Source organism: Aeromicrobium sp. WCS2018Hpa-31 (assembly GCF_031843905.1).
In the GTDB taxonomy this organism is placed as follows: Bacteria; Actinomycetota; Actinomycetes; order Propionibacteriales; family Nocardioidaceae; genus Aeromicrobium.
In genome coordinates this window covers 89493-103564 of sequence record NZ_JAVTJF010000002.1, presented here as the reverse complement: position 1 = coordinate 103564, position 14072 = coordinate 89493, and the positions used below count along the sequence as shown (strand labels likewise).

Annotated in this window: 14 protein-coding genes; 5 read left to right on the top strand and 9 right to left on the bottom strand. The window is 71.1% G+C overall.

Annotated features, from left to right (window positions below):
* Positions 1–53: 53 nt before the first annotated feature.
* On the bottom strand, positions 54–704 hold the full coding sequence (locus RQG84_RS02435; protein ID WP_311208691.1) for a DsbA family protein: 651 nt from the start codon (positions 702–704) through the stop codon (positions 54–56).
* 131 nt (positions 705–835) lie between these two features.
* Between RQG84_RS02435 and RQG84_RS02430 the strand changes: the two genes are divergently transcribed.
* Entirely contained in the window at positions 836–2422 is a 1587-nt protein-coding gene (locus RQG84_RS02430; RefSeq protein ID WP_311208690.1) for a hypothetical protein, read from the top strand.
* A gap of 3 nt (positions 2423–2425) precedes the next feature.
* On the opposite strand, the gene RQG84_RS02425 is transcribed toward RQG84_RS02430, so the two are convergent.
* The gene (locus tag RQG84_RS02425; protein ID WP_311208689.1) at positions 2426–2935 is read right to left on the bottom strand and encodes a YbjN domain-containing protein; all 510 of its coding nucleotides are present in this window, start codon (positions 2933–2935) and stop codon (positions 2426–2428) included.
* Positions 2936–2939: 4 nt separating this feature from the next.
* Positions 2940–4202 (bottom strand): D-inositol-3-phosphate glycosyltransferase, encoded by a 1263-nt coding sequence (gene mshA, locus RQG84_RS02420; protein WP_311208937.1) that lies wholly within the window; start codon positions 4200–4202, stop codon positions 2940–2942.
* A 115-nt stretch (positions 4203–4317) separates the two neighbouring features.
* On the opposite strand from mshA, the gene RQG84_RS02415 reads away from it, so the two are divergent.
* Together RQG84_RS02415 and RQG84_RS02410 are read left to right on the top strand one after the other, a co-directional pair.
* The gene (locus RQG84_RS02415) at positions 4318–5100 is read left to right on the top strand and encodes an SDR family NAD(P)-dependent oxidoreductase (protein ID WP_311208688.1); all 783 of its coding nucleotides are present in this window, start codon (positions 4318–4320) and stop codon (positions 5098–5100) included.
* 64 nt (positions 5101–5164) lie between these two features.
* Positions 5165–6871, top strand: a complete 1707-nt coding sequence (locus RQG84_RS02410) for a BCCT family transporter (RefSeq protein WP_311208687.1) — start codon at positions 5165–5167, stop codon at positions 6869–6871.
* 67 nt (positions 6872–6938) lie between these two features.
* Here the strand turns inward: RQG84_RS02410 and RQG84_RS02405 are convergent, their stop codons facing one another.
* Positions 6939–8558: a DHA2 family efflux MFS transporter permease subunit gene (locus RQG84_RS02405; RefSeq protein WP_311208686.1), complete on the bottom strand. Its 1620-nt coding sequence runs from the start codon at positions 8556–8558 to the stop codon at positions 6939–6941.
* A complete protein-coding gene (locus RQG84_RS02400) occupies positions 8551–9018 on the bottom strand; it encodes a MarR family transcriptional regulator (RefSeq protein WP_311208685.1) in 468 nt (155 codons plus the stop codon). Before RQG84_RS02400 ends, RQG84_RS02405 begins: the two co-directional genes overlap by 8 nt.
* Before the next feature lie 180 nt (positions 9019–9198).
* Between RQG84_RS02400 and typA the strand changes: the two genes are divergently transcribed.
* Positions 9199–11067, top strand: a complete 1869-nt coding sequence (typA, locus tag RQG84_RS02395) for a translational GTPase TypA (protein ID WP_055963196.1) — start codon at positions 9199–9201, stop codon at positions 11065–11067.
* A gap of 149 nt (positions 11068–11216) precedes the next feature.
* Here the strand turns inward: typA and RQG84_RS02390 are convergent, their stop codons facing one another.
* Genes RQG84_RS02390 through RQG84_RS02375 form a run of 4 tightly spaced genes read right to left on the bottom strand, consistent with a single transcriptional unit; the run spans position 11217 to position 13423 of the window.
* The gene (locus RQG84_RS02390; protein ID WP_311208684.1) at positions 11217–11987 is read right to left on the bottom strand and encodes an MBL fold metallo-hydrolase; all 771 of its coding nucleotides are present in this window, start codon (positions 11985–11987) and stop codon (positions 11217–11219) included.
* Complete coding sequence (locus RQG84_RS02385; protein WP_311208683.1) at positions 11980–12765, bottom strand: NUDIX hydrolase; 786 nt, start codon at positions 12763–12765, stop codon at positions 11980–11982. The genes RQG84_RS02390 and RQG84_RS02385 overlap by 8 nt, the downstream gene beginning before the upstream one ends.
* A 38-nt stretch (positions 12766–12803) precedes the next feature.
* Positions 12804–13268, bottom strand: a complete 465-nt coding sequence (locus RQG84_RS02380; RefSeq protein ID WP_311208682.1) for a RidA family protein — start codon at positions 13266–13268, stop codon at positions 12804–12806.
* Positions 13265–13423, bottom strand: a complete 159-nt coding sequence (locus tag RQG84_RS02375; RefSeq protein ID WP_144433633.1) for a DUF4177 domain-containing protein — start codon at positions 13421–13423, stop codon at positions 13265–13267. Before RQG84_RS02375 ends, RQG84_RS02380 begins: the two co-directional genes overlap by 4 nt.
* Before the next feature lie 125 nt (positions 13424–13548).
* On the opposite strand from RQG84_RS02375, the gene RQG84_RS02370 reads away from it, so the two are divergent.
* On the top strand, positions 13549–14064 hold the full coding sequence (locus RQG84_RS02370; RefSeq protein WP_311208681.1) for a hypothetical protein: 516 nt from the start codon (positions 13549–13551) through the stop codon (positions 14062–14064).
* The last annotated feature ends 8 nt before the right edge of the window (positions 14065–14072 follow it).

Below are 14072 nucleotides of genomic sequence, written 5' to 3'. Positions count from 1 at the left end.
AGTTCCGGGGCATCCGGACCCGCCCGAGTGCCCCGAAGGTGTCCGAGACGGGGCTACGCGTCGCGCCACTCGCGGTGGATCTGGTGGAGCGCCTGCACGTAGTCGTCCTGCGACTGGGTGCCGGCGAGGGTCCACCGGTTCTCGACGACGACGTAGGGGAGCTGCGTCACGCCGAGGGACCGTGCCGTCTCGTCCTGGGTGCGGACCGCATCGGCGTACTCGTCGCTCGCCAGGAGGGCGTCGGCCGTCTCGAGGTCGAGCCCGACGAGGGCCGCCCGGCTGGACAGCACGAGAGGGTCCGCGAGGTCGGCGCCCTCGAGCAGGTGGGCCCGCCAGAGCTGGTGGACGAGCTCGCGCTGCAGCCCCGGACCGGCCTCGTCGGCCCACGTGAGGAGCCGCCATGCGTCGAGGCTGTTGGCCTCGACCGCCTCGGCGAGGTTGAGCTCGATGCCGCTGATGCGGGCCGCCGCGGTGACCTGGGCGTCGACGAGGTCGACCTTGTCCTCGCCCCCGAGGCGCTCGGCCAGGACCTCGCGCAGCGGCCTGCCCGAGCTGGAGGCGTCGGGCTCCAGGAGCCGGGCCCGGAAGGAGACCTCGAGCGGCTCCCCCGTGAGGATCGTGAACATCCCGGCCGCGCGCTCGAAGCGCGTCACCCCGACGTACGACCACGGGTCCGTCACGTCGCAGAACACCAGAGCCTTCACGGCACCAACGCTACGTGAGGGCGTCGAGCGATGCCCATCAGGACCTTCGGCCCGTTCCCACCGATTCTGCAGACGCAGAACGCTCGCCTGAAATACGGTGAGCCGTTCAACTTTCTCTGCAAGGATCCCCGGTGAACCCCTCCGTTCCAGCGCGTCTCGTCCGCCAGCTCGTCGTCCTCGTCGCCGCGCTCTCGCTCGCCCTCACGGCCGCACCCGCCGTCGCCGACCCGGACCCCGATCCTGTCCCGGTCGGACCGGTCGCCACCGTCCACCACGACGGCGACCTCAGGATCGGTGCGGCGCTGAGCGCCCACCTCGACGGAGTACAGCCGGACGCGGGATCCACCATTCGCTGGTACGCCGACGAGACCCTCCTCTCCACGTCCGAACCCTCCCTCGCCATCGACTCGACCCTCGTCGGTGCAACGGTGTCCGTAGAGATCACGGTGCCCGACACCGAGGAGCAGGCCGGAGGGTCCTATCGCTCCGTCCCGACTCCGCGCATCCTCGGCACCGCCGCGCCCACGGTCGCCGGAACAGCCCTCGAGGGTGGCACGCTCACCGCCGTGCCGGGCACCTGGACTCCCGGGACCACCCACACGTTCCAGTGGTTCGCGGACGGCGACCCGCTCGCCGGGGCGACCGCCGCCACGCTCCCGTTGTCCTCCAGCTCCGTGGGCCACTCCTTCTCGGTGGAGGTCCGCGGATCACTCGCGGGCTACGGCTCGGTGACCGAGGCGTCGGCTCCGTCACAGCGCGTGCAGTCGAAGGCACTGCCGACCATCTCCGGTCTCCTGCTCGTGGGGGCCACCCTCAGGGCCGCGACCGGGAGCTGGGCCGAGGGCACCGACCACACCTATCGCTGGTACGCCGACGGCAAGGCGATCACCGGAGCGACGCTGAGCTCCTTCAAGCTCACGAGGGCTCAGGGCGGTCGCCGGATCAGCGTGCGCGTGACCGGCCGCAACGAGAACTTCCCCACCGTGACCGCGACGTCCGCGTCGACGCTCCGTGTCGTGACCGCGGCCGCAGTGCCCCGCATCTCCGGGGCGGCGGCCAAGGGCAGGACGTTGACCGCCAAGCGCGGGACGTGGATGAAGGGCATGACGGTCCGGTACCGCTGGTACGCCGACGGAGTGGCGATCGCCGGGGCCGCTCGCTCGAAGCTCGTCATCCCCTCGTCCGCCGTGGGCAAGCGGATCACCGTGCGCACGACCGGCAGCCGCTCCGGCTACGGGACCGTGACCCGCGCGTCCAGCGCCACCCGCTACGTCCAGCGGGTCGGCAAGGCCACCTTGTCCGGAAGCGCCGTCGCCACCCGCCGGATGCGGGTCTCCACCGGCACCTGGACGTCCGGCACGCGCTTCACCTACTCCTGGACTCTCAACGGCAAGAAGATCTCCGGCGCCAAGGGGTCCTCGGTCTACGTCAGGCCGTCCTGGAAGGGCAAGCGTCTGCGAGCCACGGTGCGTGGCACCAAGGCGGGGTACAGCACGTTCACGAGCACGACCAGCTCGTCGGCGAAGGTCTCGCTACCCGGTCGGACCGACCCCGTCTCCTCGTGGAACTGTCCGTCGTGGGCACCGATCAAGGGCAACGAGAGCTCGATGATCTACCACATGCCGCACCAGCGGTACTACAAGGCGACGAAGCCCGAGGACTGCTTCTCGACCCAGGCCGCCGCCCGGAGGGCCGGGTACCGCAAGGCGAAGGTCTAGACCTCAGCCCTTCGGGCGCAGGTGCTCGAAGGCGGCCAGGTTGGTCGTCGGCTCGCCGCGGGACTCGCGCCACGCCCACTCCTTGCGGATGGACGAGGCGAAGCCGAGCTCGAGGATCGTGTTGAACGAGTCGTCCGACGCCGAGAGCACGGCGCCGAGGAGACGGTCGACCTCGTCGGCCGTGACCGAGTGCAGCGGCAGGCGGCCGTCGAGGTAGACGTCGCCCGCGGAGTCGATGGCGAACGCGACGCCGTACAGCTTGAGGTTGCGCTCGAGCAGCCAGCGGTAGACGCCCTCGTGGTTCTCGTCGGGGTTGCGCGCGACGAAGGCGTGCACGCCCAGCGTGTGCCGGCCGACGTCGAGGCGGGTGGTGGTCTTGAGCTTGCGCTCCCCCGGCAGGTCGACCTCGACCACGGTGAGGCCGTGCCGCACGTGGTCGAGCCCGGCCGAGGCCACCGCGTCGAGGATCACCTCGAGCGCCTGGCGCTGGTCGGTCGTCAGGTCGTCGCTCATGTCCTCACGCGTCCTTCGTCGTCCCGTTGTCGGCTCGGTCGTGATCAGGCCGCTCGTCGAGGGCCCGGGCGTAGACCTCCAGCACGCGGTCGACGGTCGCGTCCCAGCCGAAGCCCGTCGCATGGGCCACCGCCTTCTGGCCCAGGGCGTCGCGATGCGCGCGGTCGGTGAGCAGCGGGTGCAGCGCGTCGGCGTAGTCCTGCGGGTCGTGGCCGTCGACCAGCACACCGCTCACGCCGTCGGCGACCGCCGTCGACAGACCCCCGACGCGCGCGGCGACGACCGGGGTGCCGCAGGCCTGGGCCTCGATCGCGACGAGCCCGAACGACTCGTTGTACGACGGCACGCAGACCACGTCGGCGGCGGCGTACCAGCCGGCCAGCTCCGCCTGGGTGACCGCCGGCTCCAGCCGGACGACGTCGGCGATCCCGAGGTCGTCGGCCAGCTCGACGAGCGAGGTCGGACGATCCAGCCCGCTGCCCGAGGCACCGCCGACGACCACCACCTGGAGCCGCTCCCGCAGGGCCGGGTCGCGATCGATCATGACGGCAGCCGCGCGCAGCACCACGTCGGGAGCCTTCAACGGCTGGATGCGGCCGGCGAAGAGCAGCACCGCGGCGTCGTCGGGAAGGCCGAGAAGCGTGCGGGACTCGTCGCGGCGCCCGCTGCGGAACACCTCGAGGTCGACCCCGGGATGGACGACGTCGACCCGGTCCGGCGCGGCACCGTAGAGGTCGACGAGCTCGCGCCGCTCCTCCTGCGTGTTGGCCACGAGCCGGTCCGCGATGCGGACGATCTCCTCCTCGCCCGCGACGCGGCCGATCGGCTCGGCCCGGTCGCCCTCCGCGAGGTGGGCGTTCTTGACCTTCGCCATCGTGTGCATCGTGTGCACGAGCGGCACGTCCCATCGCTCGGCCGCGACCGTCCCGACCTGGCCGGACAGCCAGTAGTGGCTGTGGACGAGGTCGAAGTGGTCGGGGCCGGCCACGACCTCGGCCCGCAGGACGTCGCGCACGAAGCCGCACAGCTGGCTGGGCAGGTCGTCCTTGGTGAGTCCCTCGAACGGTCCGGCCGTCACGTGCCGCACCACCACGCCGGGCGCGGCCTCGACCACGGGCGGGAGGTGTCGCGACGTGGCCCGCGTGAACACCTCGACCTCGACGCCGCGCCGGGCGAGGCGCCGGGCCAGCTCGAGCACGTAGACGTTCATCCCGCCGGCGTCGCCGCTGCCCGGCTGCTCCAGGGGCGACGTGTGCGCCGAGAGCATGGCCACGCGGCGGGGTCGGCGGGAGGTCGTCACCGAACCATCTTGACCCTCCCCGCCCACCTCCGCAGCGAGAGGGGCGCGCCGACGACGTCGACACCGGTGCGACGATGGCGTCATGGTCGAGCAGAGTCCCGCCCCGTCCCAGCAGGTTGGCCGTCCCGTCGCCGTCGTCACCGGCGCCAGCAGCGGCATCGGCGCCGCGAGCGCTCGGCACCTCGCGGCCGCGGGCTACCGCGTCGTCTGCGCCGCGCGCCGCGCCGATCGCATCGAGGCCTTGGCCGCCGAGATCGACGGGCTCGCCGTGCCCTGCGACGTGACCGACCCCGAGCAGGTGCGAGCACTCGCCGAGGCCGCGGGCCCCGCGGTGAGCCTGCTGGTCAACAACGCCGGCGGCGCACTGGGCCTGGATCCCGTGGAGCACGCCGACGCCGACGACTGGCGGCGCATGTACGAGATCAACGTGATCGGCACCCTGCAGGTCACCCGGGCCCTGCTCCCCGCGCTCGAGGCCAGCGGCGCCGGCACCATCCTCAACGTCGGGTCCACCGCCGGTCGCATCGCCTACGAGGGCGGCGGCGGGTACACCGCGGCCAAGCACGGCGTCGCGGTGATGACCGAGACCCTCCGCCTCGAGCTCCTGGGCCGTCCCGTGCGCGTGTGCGAGGTCGCACCCGGCATGGTGCGCACCGAGGAGTTCGCGCTCACGCGGTTCGACGGCGACGCCGCCCGCGCGGAGGCCGTGTACGCCGGCGTCGACGAGCCGCTCACGGCCGACGACGTGGCCGACGTGGTCGCGTGGATCGCCACCCGACCGCAGCACGTGAACGTCGACCTCGTGGTTGTCAAGCCGATCGCGCAGGCGTCGCAGCACAAGGTCCACCGCACTCCTTCGAGTTGACGGTGGCAGGCGGTCCTGGAACGGTCGTGGGGTCCTCGTACCCCCCTACGGAAGGATCACACCCATGGCCACGACCGAGGCCCGACCGCCAGGGACGGAGGGTGGCCGTCCTTCTCGGCTGTCGTCCGTAGCGCCCGGCGTCTTCTACCCGGCGGTGGCGATCCTGCTGACCGTCGTCATCGTCAGCGTCGCCTTCCCCACCTGGACCGGAGACACCCTCTCCTCGCTCCAGTCCTCCGTCATCACCGGCATCGGCTGGTACTACACGCTCGCCGTGAGCGGATTCGTCGTCTTCGCCGTCTGGATGGGCGTCGGCCGCTTCGGCGACATCACGCTCGGCAAGGACGACGACGAGCCCGAGTTCAGCCTGCCGGCCTGGTTCGCCATGCTGTTCGCCGCCGGCATGGGCATCGGCCTCGTCTTCTGGGGTGCCGCCGAGCCGCTCACCTTCTACACGACCCCGAAGCCCGGGGTCGAGGGCGACTCCGCCGAGCTGGCCAACGCGGCCATGTCGCAGGTCTTCCTGCACTGGGGCTTCCACGCCTGGGCGATCTACGTCGTCGTAGGACTGGCCCTCGCCTACGCCATCCACCGCAAGGGCCGCTCGGTCTCGCTGCGCTGGATCCTCGAGCCCGTCTTCGGCGACCGCGTCAAGGGACGTCTCGGTGACGCCGTCGACGTGGTCGCCGTCGTCGGCACCGTCGCCGGCGTGGCGACGTCGCTCGGGCTCGGCGTGCAGCAGATCACCGCCGGACTCGCCCAGATCGGCGTGATCGACGAGCCGACCGACACCATCAGGGTCGTCGTCATCGTCGCGATCACCTGTGCCGCCACCCTCTCGGTCGTCAGCGGCGTGGGCAAGGGCATCAAGTGGCTGTCCAACGCGAACCTGATCCTCGCGGGCGTCTTCCTCGTGCTCCTCGCGGCCCTCGGCCCGACGCTGTTCCTGTTCCGCGACTTCGTGCAGAACATCGGCAACTACCTGGCCGCCATCGTGCCGCTCAGCTTCAACACGAGCGCGCTCACCGGCCAGGACGGCATCGACTGGCAGTCGTCCTGGACGACCTTCTACTGGGGCTGGTGGATCAGCTGGGCGCCCTTCGTCGGCGTCTTCATCGCCCGCATCTCGCGCGGACGAACGATCCGCGAGTTCGTGGCAGGCGTGCTGCTGGTCCCGACGCTCGTGACCGCGGCCTGGTTCACCGTGCTCGGTGGCAGCGCGATCATGCGTCAGATGAACGAGGGCGACCTCGTCGGGTCCGACGGCGTCACCAGCAGCGAGAACGTGCTGTTCGACCTGCTCGGGACGATGCCCGCCTCCGGCCTGCTGTCCGGCGTGGCGATCATCCTCGTGACGATCTTCTTCATCACGTCGTCGGACTCCGGCTCGCTGGTCGTCGACATGCTGGCCTCGGGCGGAGACCCCGAGCCGCCGACGTGGAGCCGCATCATGTGGGCGGTCCTCGAGGGGGCCGTGGCGATCAGCCTGCTGCTGGCCGGTGGTCTCGGAGCACTCCAGACCGGAGCGATCCTCACCGCGGTGCCGTTCAGCATCGTGATGATCATCGGTGCCTACGCCACCTACAAGGCGCTCAAGGCCGAGCACCGTGAGATCACCCGCCTCGCGCGCCGAGCGCGTGAGCGCGAGTGGCAGGAGGAGCTGTCCGGTCGTGTGGCCGACCAGCTGGTCGACAACTTCGACGAGCACCTCGCCGACCCCGTCGACGGACGCATCGACGCGGCCCTGCGCAAGGACCGTCGCAAGAGCTAGACGCTCCCGAACGACAGCGACCCCCGACACCTCGAGGTGTCGGGGGTCGCTGTCGTCGCGGCGACGGTCAGTGCATGATGACCGGCGGGGCGCCGGCCTCGTCGTCGAGCAGGTGCGACGTCTCTCGCTTGCGCGGCAGGAAGGCCACCGGGATCAACGTGAGCACCAGGACGCCGAAGGCGACCAGGTAGGACGTCTCGAAGGCGTTCGCCAGGTCGACGAAGCCCTGCTGCAGCACCGACGCGGGCAGGTCGAGAGCGTTGCCCCCACCGAGGCTGCTGTTCGATCCCGCCGCCAGCTCGGCGGCGGTGAGGCCGCCGTCGGTGCCGGGCAGCTGCTCGGTTCCACGCACCACGTCGCCGGCCTTCATGGCGTTCGTGAGCACGACGGAGATGACGGCGATGCCGGTGGCGCTGGCCACCTGCTGCGTCACGTTCAGCAGTGTCGAGCCGCGCGCCACCTCGTGCGCCTTCAGCGTCTTCAGCGCCGACGTGAACAGCGGCATCATCGTCGCGCCCATGCCGAGGCCGGTGACGAAGAGCCAGGCCATGATCTGCAGGTTCGACGTGCCCGGGTCGGTGCTCTGCGAGACGCCGAAGATGCCGATGAGGATGCCGAGGAAGCCGAACGGGACGATCCGACCGACCGGGATGCGGTCGGTGAGGGCGCCGGCGATCGGCATCGTGAGCATCGCGCCGATGCCCTGGGGGGCGACCAGCAGGCCGGCCCTCAGCACCGAGTCGCCGTTGACCTGCTGGAAGTAGGTCGGGACGAGCAGCAGCGCGCCGAAGAAGGCGCTCGCGAACAGGAACATCGTGATGATGGCGACCGTCAGGTTGCGGTTCGCGAACAGCCGCAGGTCGAGCAGCGGGTGCTCGGGGCGGAAGGAGTAGACCACGAAGGCCCCGATGAGCGCGACGCCGATGAGGGCCGGCAGCCACACCTCAGGGTGCGCGACCGTGCCGTGCTCGGGGATGCTCGAGACGCCGTAGAGCAGCGCGGCGAGGCCCGGCGACAGCATGAGCATGCCCACGACGTCGAGCTTCTCGCTCGGCTCCGGCGCGTCCTTGGGCAGCACGCGCGAGGCGTAGACCAGGCCGACGAGACCGATCGGCAGGTTGATCAGGAAGACCCAGTGCCAGGACGCGGCGTCGATGAGGATGCCGCCGAGGATCGGGCCCATGATCGGGCCGAGCAGCATCGGGATGCCGAGGATCGCCATGAGACGGCCCATGCGCTGCGGGCCGGCGGCGCGGGTCATGATCGTCATGCCGAGCGGCATGAGCATGCCGCCGCCGAGGCCCTGGAGCACGCGGAACGCGATGAGGGTCTCAATGTTCCAGGCGGTGGCGCACAGTGCCGAGCCGAGCGTGAACAGCGCGATCGCGGTCATGTAGAGGCGCTTGGTGCCGAAGCGGTCGGCGGCCCAGCCGGTCAGCGGGATGACGGCCGCGAGCGCCAGCATGTAGGCGGTCGCGGTCCACGCCACGGTGGAGTAGGCGAGCGGCTCGCTGCCGGTGGCCAGCTCGGTCTGGAACGTCGGGAGAGCGACGTTCACGACGGTCACGTCGAGGATCGACATGATCGCGCCGAGGACGACGACGCCGGCGACCTTCAGGATCTCGGGCGTGATGCGGTCGTCGTCCGGGACGGACGTCGACGCACCGGCGGTGGTCTGGTCAGACATGGTCTTCCTTCTCTGGCAGTCGCAAGGCGTCGCTCGCGAGGATCTGGCCGAGGACCCGGTGCAGGTCCTCGGCGTGCTGGGGGTCGAGCCGGTCCGCGACGACGCGCAGGGCCCGTCGCTTGTGCTCCATCTGCTCGTCCACGAAGTCGAAGCCGTGCTTGGTGAGGCCCACGAGCTTCACCCGACGGTCCTCCGGACTCTCGTGGCGCTCGAGGGCGCCGAGCTTCACGAGCTGGTCGACGGTGCGACCGGAAGCAGCCACCGAGAGACCGATGGCGGTCGCGATCTCGTTGATCGCGAGGGGGCGGTCGGCGTGGGCGACGGTGAACATCGCTCGCGCCTGCGTCATGGAGAGGTCGAGCTCGACGAGCTGGTCGAGGCCCTCGGAGTGCACACAGCTCATGAGTCTCTGGACGAACGCCTCCAGGCGCTCGTACACCGCTCCGCGTTCGATGGTCACCGGACGATGGTAACGCACACGCAACCATTGTGATCACGCGATGATTGTGATCTGCATCTAGTTTCGACGCTGATGCCGCCATGTGGCAGGAGCACGTCCACCGGCCGACTAGACTTCTGGGGGCCCTCCGGCCTCAGCCGGCCCCGGCTCCCCTGTCATCCAGCGCGAGGAACTCCCTGCATGTCCACCCGTCTCGATCTGCGCAACGTCGCGATCGTCGCCCACGTCGACCACGGCAAGACCACCCTCGTCGACGCCATGCTCCAGCAGCAGGGTGCCTACACCGACCACCAGGAGGTCACCGACCGGGTCATGGACTCCGGCGACCTCGAGCGTGAGAAGGGCATCACGATCCTCGCGAAGAACACCGCCGTCCGCTACGCGGGCCCCGGTGCTCCCGAGGGCGGCGTGACCATCAACATCATCGACACCCCCGGCCACGCCGACTTCGGTGGTGAGGTCGAGCGCGGCCTGTCCATGGTCGACGCCGTGGTCCTGCTCGTCGACGCGTCCGAGGGCCCGCTGCCCCAGACGCGCTTCGTGCTGCGCAAGGCGCTCGCCGCGAAGATGCCGGTCATCCTCGTGGTCAACAAGGTCGACCGTCCCGACTCGCGCATCGCCGAGGTCGTCGACGAGACCTACGAGCTGTTCCTCGACCTGCTGCCCGAGGACGCCGGTGACGACGCCCTCGACTTCCCCGTCGTCTACGCGTCGGCCCGCGCCGGTCGCGCCTCGCTGAACAAGCCCGACGACGGCGGCCTGCCCGACAACGAGAACCTGGTCCCGCTGTTCCAGACGATCATGGACGCCGTTCCGGCCCCCGAGTACACCGAGGGCGCGCCGCTGCAGGCGCACGTCACGAACCTCGACTCCTCGCCCTTCCTCGGCCGCCTCGCGCTGGTCCGCGTCAAGGAGGGCACGCTCAAGAAGGGCCAGCAGGTCGCGTGGATGAAGCGCGACGGCTCGGTCGAGCGGGTCAAGGTCACCGAGCTGCTCATCACCGAGGCGCTCGAGCGCAAGCCCGGTGAGTCCGCCGGTCCGGGCGACATCGTCGCCATCGCCGGCATGGCGAGCATCAACATCGGCGAGACGCTGGCCGACCCGGAGAACCCGGTCGCCCTGCCCCTGATCCACGTCGACGAGCCGGCCATCTCCATGACGATCGGCACCAACCAGTCGCCGCTCGCCGGCCGCGAGAAGGGCACGAAGGTCACCGCCCGCCTCGTCAAGGACCGTCTCGACGCCGAGCTCATCGGCAACGTGTCGATCCGCGTGCTGCCCACCGACCGCCCCGACGCGTGGGAGGTGCAGGGTCGTGGCGAGCTGGCCCTCGCGATCCTCGTCGAGCAGATGCGGCGCGAGGGCTACGAGCTCACCGTCGGCAAGCCGCAGGTGGTCACCAAGGAGATCGACGGCAAGCTGCACGAGCCCGTCGAGCGCCTGACCATCGACGCACCCGAGGAGTACCTCGGCACCATCACGCAGCTGCTGGCCGTCCGCAAGGGCCGCATGGAGCAGATGATCAACCACGGCACCGGCTGGGTCCGCATGGAGTTCCTGGTCCCCGCCCGCGGCCTGATCGGATTCCGCACGGAGTTCCTCACCGACACCCGCGGCACCGGCATCGCGCACCACATCTCCGAGGGCTACGAGCCCTGGTTCGGCGAGATCTCGACCCGCCCGTCGGGTTCGCTCGTGGCCGACCGGGCCGGTGCGGTCACCTCGTTCGCGATGACCAACCTGCAGGAGCGCGGCGTGCTGTTCGTCGAGCCCGCCACCGAGGTCTACGAGGGCATGATCGTCGGCGAGAACTCCCGTGACGACGACATGGACGTCAACATCACCAAGGAGAAGAAGCAGACCAACATCCGCTCGGCGACGTCGGACAACTTCGAGAAGGTCATCCCGCCGAAGCGGCTGTCGCTCGAGCAGTGCCTGGAGTTCTGCCGTGAGGACGAGTGCGTGGAGGTCACCCCCACCCACGTGCGCATCCGCAAGGTGATCCTGAACGCCTCCGAGCGCGCCCGCGCCGCCAAGTCGCGCCGCTGACGCACCTCGCCCGCCGAACGGGGCACCTCCCACCGGGGAGGTGCCCCGTTCGCATGCCTCCCCGGCGAGGCAGTGCTCCCGTTTCGGACACTTCCGGGGCGTTCGCGACCTGCTAAGTCACCCGGAAGTGTCCGAAACGGAGGGACGGGTCAGGCCTCCTGCAGGTACTCCAGCTGGGCGCGGACGCTGAGCTCGGCGGCGTCCCACAGGACGGGGTCGACGTCGGCGTAGACGTGCTCGACGACGTCGCGCGGGGTCGTGCGGCCGGCCTCGACCGCGGCGCGGACCTGGTCCAGGCGCTCCTGCCGGTGGTCGACGTACTGGTCGAGCACCGCGGCGGCGTCGTCCACGACGGGACCGTGGCCGGGCAGGAGACGACCGGCGGTGCCCTCCTCGACCAGCTGGCGCAGCTTGGCGAGGGAGTCGAGGTAGGGCCCGAGGGCGCCGTCGGGGTGGGCCACCACGGTGGTGCCGCGCCCCAGGACCGTGTCGCCGGTGAGCACCGACGGCTCGTCGAGCAGGCGCAGGCAGGCGGAGTCGCGGGTGTGGCCGGGGGTCAGCACCACCTCCAGGCGCAGGCCGTCGACGTCGATCTCCTCGCCGTCGACGAGGGGCGACGCGTCCGAGCAGAACCGCTCGGACACCGCGCGCGCCGGCGCCCCGGTCCTCTCGCCGAACGAGTGGAAGGCATCGGTGTGGTCGCCGTGGTGGTGCGTGTACAGCACGAGGGCCACCTCGCCGGCCGCCTCGAGCACGGCGTCGAGGTGGGCTGCGTCGTCGGGGCCGGGGTCCACGACGACCGACCGGGCGGCCCCGGGCTCTCGCAGGATCCACGTGTTGGTGCCCTCGAGCGTCATGATCCCGGGATTGTCGGCCCGCACGACCGACGCACGCTCGGTCACCGTCACGGCGTCAGCCATGGGTCTCCTCCTCGATCGGGTTGTCGAGGAACCACTCCCCGTCGACGTCGACCAGCTTCGGCTCGATGGGCCGGATCTCGCGCGACGCGGCCTCGTCCACGACACCGGCGGGGTCGACCCGCACCAGCTCGCGGCAGGTGATCCAGGTCGGCGGCAGCATGGCCGCCTCCCCCGCCTTGACCTTCTCGAGGACCGACGCGATCGGGGCCCACACCGCGCGGTCGGCCTCACCGGGCAAGGTGCCCACGCTCTGCCCCCGCGGGACGGCCGCGACGAAGAACCGGGTGTCGTACCGACGCGGCTCGAAGGCCGGGGTGATCCAGTGCGCCCACGCGCCGAGCAGGTCCGAGCGGAGCACCAGACCTCGGCTGCCCAGGAAGTCGCCGAAGCTCAGCTCGCCGGCGTCGAGGTCGAGCCGGGCCTTCTGCAGCTCCGGGGAGGACGTGTCGGCCACGACCGACCCGGCGTCGGTGCCGGCGAACAGGATCCCGGACTCCTCGAAGGTCTCACGCACGGCGGCCACCACCAGCGCCCGCGCCGTGTCGGGGTCGCACCCCAGCCGGTCGCCCCACTGGCTCGACGTCGGCCCCGCCCAGCCGACGACCTCGCGGTCGGACTCCTGGAGCCCACCGCCGGGGAAGACGTACATGCCCGGCGCGAAGGCCATCGACGCCTGGCGGCGCAGGAGGTAGGTCTCGGGACCACCGGCACTGGGCCTCAGCAACGCGATGGTCGCGGCGTCGCGCGTCGGCGCGGCCGTGCCGTCCCACGTCGCCACGCGGTCACGGAACGCCGCCGGCATGGGCACCCGCACGGTCAGCCGACCTCGACCACGAGCTCGACCTCCACCGGTGCGTCGATCGGCAGCACCGGCACGCCCACCGCACTGCGCGCGTGCACGCCGGCCTCGCCGAACACGTCGCCGAGCAGCTCGCTCGCGCCGTTGGCCACGACCGGCTGCCCCGTGAAGTCGGGCGTGCTGGACACGAACACCGTGACCTTCACGATCCGCACGACGTCGTCGAGCGAGCCGACGACGGACTTCACGGCGGCGAGCGCGTTGAGGGCGCACTGGCGCGCGCAGTCCTGTGCCTCCTCGGCCGACACCTCGCCACCGACCTTGCCCTTGGCGACGAGCTCGCCGTCGACCAGCGGCAGCTGACCGGCGGTGAACACGTGCTGTCCGGAGCGCACTGCCGGGACGTAGGCAGCGAGCGGCGGCACCACCTCGGGCAGCGTGAGCCCGAGGTCGGCGATCCGCTGCTCGATGCCGCCGCTCACGACTGGACCGGTCGCTTGAAGTAGGCCACCAGGTTCTCGGGGTTCATGCCCGGCACGATCTGCACGAGCTCCCACCCGTCCCGGCCGAAGTTGTCGAGGATCTGCTTGGTCGCGTGCACCAGCACCGGTGCCGTCAAGTACTCCCACTGCGTCATGCGCCCGACTCTAGCCGCGACCGGCCCGGGCGCGACGGCGCCGTTCTCGGGAGGGGGCGAGCGGCGGCCCTCACATCCTTCACGTTTCCAGGACAGGAGACCCGGTCGCGTGGAAAGGTCACACCATGTCGATCTTCCCCACGACACGGATCGGCCGCGCCCTCGTGGTGTCGGCCGTCGTCGTCGGCGTGGCCAAGATCGTCCCGTTCCTGCTGCAGGTGTTCTCGCTGACCGGCGACGAGCTCACCGAGCTCCCGCCGCTCACGCCGGCCGGCACCGGCACGACCTTCCTGCTGGCCAACCCGGTGGCGTGGTTCCTCGCGGTGGCCGCCGTGGTCTACCTGGTGCTGGCCCTGCGGGACGTGGTGGTGCACCTCGTCAGCCCGCCGCCGCCGTCACGCGCACGACCACGGACGACCGCCGCGCGCTCGGGGACCAAGCGCACCACCGCCACGGCCTCCGCCCGGCGCCCACCGTCCGGACGGACGGCGACCACCGGCGCCACCAAGCCGAAGCCGAAGCCCCGCGCTGCTGCGGCCACGCGAAGCGCCGGGAGGCCGGCACCCCGCACGACGACGAAGCGCGGCTCCACGACCACCCGTCGCGCCGGCACCGCACGCCGACCCGCCTCGCGCCGCTGAGATCCATT

Excerpts from the sequence above, each read along its gene's own strand:
- mshA (WP_311208937.1), bottom strand. The coding sequence starts at position 4,202 with ATGCTCTCGGCGCACACGTCGCCCCTGGAGCAGCCGGGCAGCGGCGAC.
- RQG84_RS02405 (WP_311208686.1), bottom strand. The coding sequence starts at position 8,558 with ATGTCTGACCAGACCACCGCCGGTGCGTCGACGTCCGTCCCGGACGAC.
- RQG84_RS02390 (WP_311208684.1), bottom strand. The coding sequence starts at position 11,987 with ATGGCTGACGCCGTGACGGTGACCGAGCGTGCGTCGGTCGTGCGGGCC.
- RQG84_RS02375 (WP_144433633.1), bottom strand. The coding sequence starts at position 13,423 with ATGACGCAGTGGGAGTACTTGACGGCACCGGTGCTGGTGCACGCGACC.
- RQG84_RS02425 (WP_311208689.1), bottom strand. The coding sequence starts at position 2,935 with ATGAGCGACGACCTGACGACCGACCAGCGCCAGGCGCTCGAGGTGATC.
- RQG84_RS02410 (WP_311208687.1), top strand. The coding sequence starts at position 5,165 with ATGGCCACGACCGAGGCCCGACCGCCAGGGACGGAGGGTGGCCGTCCT.
- RQG84_RS02370 (WP_311208681.1), top strand. The coding sequence starts at position 13,549 with ATGTCGATCTTCCCCACGACACGGATCGGCCGCGCCCTCGTGGTGTCG.
- typA (WP_055963196.1), top strand. The coding sequence starts at position 9,199 with ATGTCCACCCGTCTCGATCTGCGCAACGTCGCGATCGTCGCCCACGTC.
- RQG84_RS02415 (WP_311208688.1), top strand. The coding sequence starts at position 4,318 with ATGGTCGAGCAGAGTCCCGCCCCGTCCCAGCAGGTTGGCCGTCCCGTC.